General features: G+C 61.3%; 5 protein-coding genes. 4 read left to right on the top strand and 1 reads right to left on the bottom strand.

Going from position 1 to position 4831, the window contains the following annotated elements; genetic code table 11:
* Nucleotides 1-185 (bottom strand): hypothetical protein (locus AC5JJ6_RS41775; protein ID WP_496047717.1); only part of this gene is annotated, 185 nt, incomplete at its 3' end.
* Nucleotides 186-231: 46 nt separating this feature from the next.
* Here AC5JJ6_RS41775 and dxs point away from each other — a divergent pair.
* From dxs to AC5JJ6_RS41755, 4 genes are all read left to right on the top strand, one after another.
* A complete protein-coding gene (dxs, locus tag AC5JJ6_RS41770) occupies nt 232-2160 on the top strand; it encodes a 1-deoxy-D-xylulose-5-phosphate synthase (RefSeq protein ID WP_496047716.1) in 1929 nt (642 codons plus the stop codon).
* A gap of 397 nt (nt 2161-2557) precedes the next feature.
* Nucleotides 2558-3271, top strand: a complete 714-nt coding sequence (locus AC5JJ6_RS41765) for a glycosyltransferase family 2 protein (protein ID WP_496047715.1) — start codon at nt 2558-2560, stop codon at nt 3269-3271.
* 14 nt (nt 3272-3285) lie between these two features.
* The gene (locus tag AC5JJ6_RS41760) at nt 3286-3717 is read left to right on the top strand and encodes a GtrA family protein (protein WP_044426006.1); all 432 of its coding nucleotides are present in this window, start codon (nt 3286-3288) and stop codon (nt 3715-3717) included.
* A gap of 184 nt (nt 3718-3901) precedes the next feature.
* A partial coding sequence (locus AC5JJ6_RS41755; protein ID WP_496047714.1) for a UDP-glucuronic acid decarboxylase family protein occupies nt 3902-4831 on the top strand: 930 nt, incomplete at its 3' end.

The following is a 4831-nucleotide window of genomic DNA, read 5'->3' as shown; positions in this document are numbered from 1 at the left end:
CCGGCAAGCCGGTGCAGGAGGACGCGGCGGCGGGCTAGGCGACCTTCGGGTCCATCTTGGGCGTCGAACGGGCACGCGAGCAGGCGCGCCTGATCGCAGATCAGGCCGCCCGTCACCTGGATATTTTCGATGAACGTGCGGATTTGCTGAAGTCCGTCGCAACCTATGTCGTTGAGCGGCGTCATTGACAGGCGTCAACTTGAGCGGCGCGTCTGACCAGAGGAGGTCGTATTGACCGCTACCAGTAAAACTCCGTTGCTCGACCGCTGCATGGTTCCGGCGCAGGTCCGGAAGCTGAAACCCGACCAGCTCCGGCAGCTGGCGGATGAATTGCGCACCGAGACGATCGACGCGGTCTCCGTGACCGGCGGTCATCTGGGCGCCGGGTTGGGCGTGGTCGAGTTGACGGTGGCGCTTCACTATGTCTTCGATACCCCGGCCGACCGGCTGATCTGGGACGTCGGCCATCAGGCTTACCCGCACAAGATCCTGACCGGACGGCGCGACCGCATCCGTACGCTCCGCCAGGGCGCCGGGCTCTCAGGCTTCACCAAGCGGTCGGAGAGCGAATACGATCCGTTCGGCACCGCCCACAGCTCGACCTCGATCTCGGCGGGCTACGGCATGGCCGTGGCGCACAAGCTGGCCGGGAAGAGCAACCATACCATCTGCGTGATCGGCGACGGTGCGATGAGCGCCGGCATGGCCTATGAGGCCATGAACAACGCCGGCAGCGACGACGACAGCCGTCTGATCGTCATCCTGAACGACAACGACATGTCGATCGCCCCGCCGGTCGGCGCCATGAGCGCCTACCTGTCGCGGCTGATCTCGTCCAAGCCCTATCTGAGCCTGCGCCATCTGGCGAAGGACATCGCCGAGAAGTTCCCGCGCCCGCTGAAGCAGGCGGCCCGGCGGGCGGAGGAATACGCCCGCGGCATGGTGACGGGCGGCACCCTGTTCGAGGAGATGGGCTTCTACTACGTCGGTCCGATCGACGGCCACAACCTGGACCATCTGCTGCCGGTCTTGCAGAACCTGCGCGACAGCGAGGACAGCGGACCGGTGCTGGTCCATGTCGTGACCCAGAAGGGCAAGGGCTTCGCCCCGGCGGAAGCTTCCGCCGACAAGCTGCACGCCGTGTCCAAGTTCGACGTGGTGACCGGCGCCCAGGCCAAGGCCAAGTCGAACGCGCCGACATACACGCGGGTCTTCGCCGAAGCCCTGGTCAAGGAGGCCGAGGCCGACGACAAGATCATCGCTGTTACGGCGGCGATGCCGTCGGGCACCGGGCTGGACGTCTTCGCCAAGCGCTTTCCGCGCCGGATCTTCGACGTCGGCATCGCGGAGCAGCACGCGGTGACCTTCTGCGCCGGTCTGGCGACCGAGGGTTTCAAGCCGTTCGCCGCGATCTACTCGACCTTCCTTCAGCGCGGTTACGATCAGGTCGTCCACGACGTGGCGCTCCAGTCGCTGCCGGTCCGCTTCGCGATCGACCGGGCGGGTCTGGTCGGCGCCGACGGCGCCACCCATGCCGGTTCCTTCGACGTGGCCTATCTGGGCTGCCTGCCCAACATGGTCCTGATGGCGGCCTCCGACGAGGTCGAACTGATGGACATGGTGGCGACGGCGGCGGCGATCGACGACCGTCCCAGCGCGTTCCGCTATCCGCGCGGCGAGGGCGTCGGCCGCGACATGCCGGAGCGGGGGCGCGTGCTGGAGATCGGCAAGGGCAGGATCGTCCAGGAAGGCACCAAGGTAGCGTTGCTGAACTTCGGCGCCCGTCTTCAGGAGTGCATCACCGCCGCGCAGGACCTTGCGGCGCGCGGGCTGTCGACCACCGTCGTCGATGCCCGGTTCGCCAAGCCGCTGGACGAGGACCTGATCCGCCGCGTCGCCACCAGCCATGAGGTGGTCATCACGATCGAGGAAGGCTCGGTCGGCGGTTTCGGCAGCTTCGTCCTGCATTTCCTGGCTGGCGCCGGCTTGCTCGACCAGGGGCTGAAGATCCGGCCGATGGTGTTGCCGGACCTTTTCCTGGACCATGACAGTCCGGCAAAGCAATACGACGAGGCCGGTCTCACCGCGCGGCACATCGTCGGTACGGCGCTGAAGGCGCTGGGCGTCGACGCAATCGGTCAAGGCGTCGCCCGGGCTTGAGGATAGGTGTTCCGGTAAGCGCAGCATGTCTCGAGAGAACTTCGAGGCATGCTGCGGCCGCTTGGGCACTAAGCAGGCAAAGCAACAAAATTGCCTGAAAGTCCGGGATGTTTGAAACCCTGTGTTGCTGAACGTGTCATGATCGCCTCACTTTAATTTAATGGCTTATGCTACACATAATTCGGCTGACAGGAACAGCATTCCCGAGTAAAGAGGCCCTGTTTAACCGGCCCTTAACCAACGTCCAACTCATGCCGCACCATAACTCCGAAATCTACGTTCCAGACGCGCTTCGCGAAGGACTGGTTTGCTGAGTTGCGGGCATGTCAGGCAAGCAAAATCTAACCATTCCGGTAAAGATCAAAATGACGATCCCGACAAGCGGTGCGCAGACCTCATGATCGATAAAGACAATTTCACGCTTTCTGTTGTAATTCCTTGCTACAACGAATTGCATACCATCCGGACCATTGTCGATCGTGTCCGCGCCGCGGATGTCCGTCAGATCGAAATCATCATCGTCGATGACTGCTCGCGCGACGGCACCCGCGAACTGCTGAAGTCGGAAATCGCGCCGCTGGTCGAGAAGATCGTCTATCACGAAAAGAACCAGGGCAAAGGCGCCGCTCTGCGCACCGGGTTCGCTCATGCGACGGGCGACATCGTCCTGATCCAGGACGCCGACCTTGAATACGATCCGCAGGAATACCCGGCACTGATCGATCCGATCCTCAACCGTGGCGCCGATGTCGTCTACGGGTCACGGTTCGTCGGCGGCGGTGCCCATCGCGTCGTCTATTTCTGGCACATGCTGGCAAACCGTTTCCTGACATTCGCGTCGAACTGTTTCACCAACATCAATCTCACCGATATGGAGACCTGCTACAAGGTGTTCCGGCGCGAGATCATAAAGTCGGTGACGATCGAAGAAGACCGCTTCGGTTTCGAGCCGGAAATCACGGCAAAGCTGGCGAGGAAGCATGCCGTTTTCTACGAGGTCGGCATTTCTTATTACGGGCGGACTTATGACGAGGGCAAGAAGATCGGTCTGAAGGACGGCTTCAGGGCGATCTACGCGATCGTCAAATATTCCGTTTTCAAAACAGCGTAAGTGCGGATCGTAAGATGACGAATGGCGTCTCGCAGATCCTCCGTTACCTTCCGGGTGCGGTCGGATACCTGTTCGTCGGCGGGCTGAGCGCGCTGATCGAGTGGGCGGTATTCTTTGGGGCGGTGACGTTCCTCGACCTCCATTATGCCGTCGCCATCTTCATCGCTTTCATCGTCGCGACATTCAACAACTGGTATCTGTCGTCCAAGCTGATCTTCCGGTCATCCGGCAGGTCCACCGGCGAGGAGTTCATGCTGGTCTATCTGGTCAGCGGCTTCGGCTTGCTGATCAATTTCATCGTCACGTCGGCCAGCATCGAAGCGCTGGGCATGGGGCTGATGATCGCCAAGATCTGCGGCACCGGATCGGCCTTCGTGTGGAATTATGCGGCCCGGCAGTTCTTCGTGTTCGACCGCAATCCCCGGCTCACGGTGCGCGGCCGCTGACACGGGCGGGGCGGGATCCGGAGGAGCATCAGTATCTCCGGCGGCCCCGATGTCCTTGAGTGGACACGCCGCATCCTTATGATGTATGTGCCTTGAGCGCTCCGGCCTTTCGCCCAGAAACTCTCGCCTAGAAGCCCTTCGCCAAGAAACCCCTCGCCAAGAGAAAATTCGAATTATGACAAACATGAGCACACGCAAGCGCGTTCTGGTAACAGGTGGGGCTGGGTTCCTGGGATCGCACCTGTGCGAGCGGCTGCTTTCGCGAGGCGACGAAGTTATTTGCGTGGACAATTATTTCACCGGTGCCCGCGACAACATTCTTCATCTGCTGGCCAATCCTCGTTTCGAGGTCATCCGGCACGATATCTGCTTCCCGCTTTACCTGGAAGTGGATGAGATATTCAATCTGGCCTGTCCGGCTTCCCCGATCCACTATCAGTTCGATCCGGTACAGACGGTCAAGACCAGCGTTCACGGTGCTATCAACGTGCTGGGGCTGGCGAAGCGGGTAAAGGCCAAGATCTTCCAGGCCTCGACTTCGGAAGTCTACGGCGATCCGGCTGTCCATCCGCAGCAGGAAGGCTACTGGGGCAACGTCAACCCGATCGGTCCGCGCGCCTGCTACGACGAGGGCAAGCGTTGCGCCGAAACGCTTTTCTTCGATTATCACCGGCAATACGGCGTGAATATCCGCGTGGTGCGCATCTTCAACACCTACGGTCCCCGGATGAATCCGCAGGATGGCCGCGTCGTTTCCAACTTCATCGTACAAGCGCTTCAGGACAAGCCGATCACGATCTATGGCGACGGCAGCCAGACCCGGTCGTTCTGCTATGTGGACGACCTGATCGAAGGCTTCATCAAGCTGATGGATGCGCCGGATACCGTGACCGGACCGGTCAATATCGGCAATCCGGGAGAGTTCACGATCCGTCAGCTGGCCGAGATCGTGATCGAGATGACCGGGTCGCGGTCGGAGATCGTGCAGATGCCCTTGCCGCAGGACGATCCCCTGCAACGGCGTCCGGATATCACGAAGGCGCGCGAGCTGCTGGACTGGCAGCCGGCCATTCCCTTGCGCCAGGGACTCGAGCGGACGATAGAGTACTTCAAG

The sequence above is a fragment of the Skermanella sp. genome, from assembly GCF_059503625.1.
The sequence above is the reverse complement of the archived record's forward strand: the minus strand, read 5'-3'. Positions and strand labels throughout refer to the sequence as shown.

Excerpts from the sequence above, each read along its gene's own strand:
- AC5JJ6_RS41765 (WP_496047715.1), top strand. The coding sequence starts at position 2,558 with ATGATCGATAAAGACAATTTCACGCTTTCTGTTGTAATTCCTTGCTAC.
- AC5JJ6_RS41760 (WP_044426006.1), top strand. The coding sequence starts at position 3,286 with ATGACGAATGGCGTCTCGCAGATCCTCCGTTACCTTCCGGGTGCGGTC.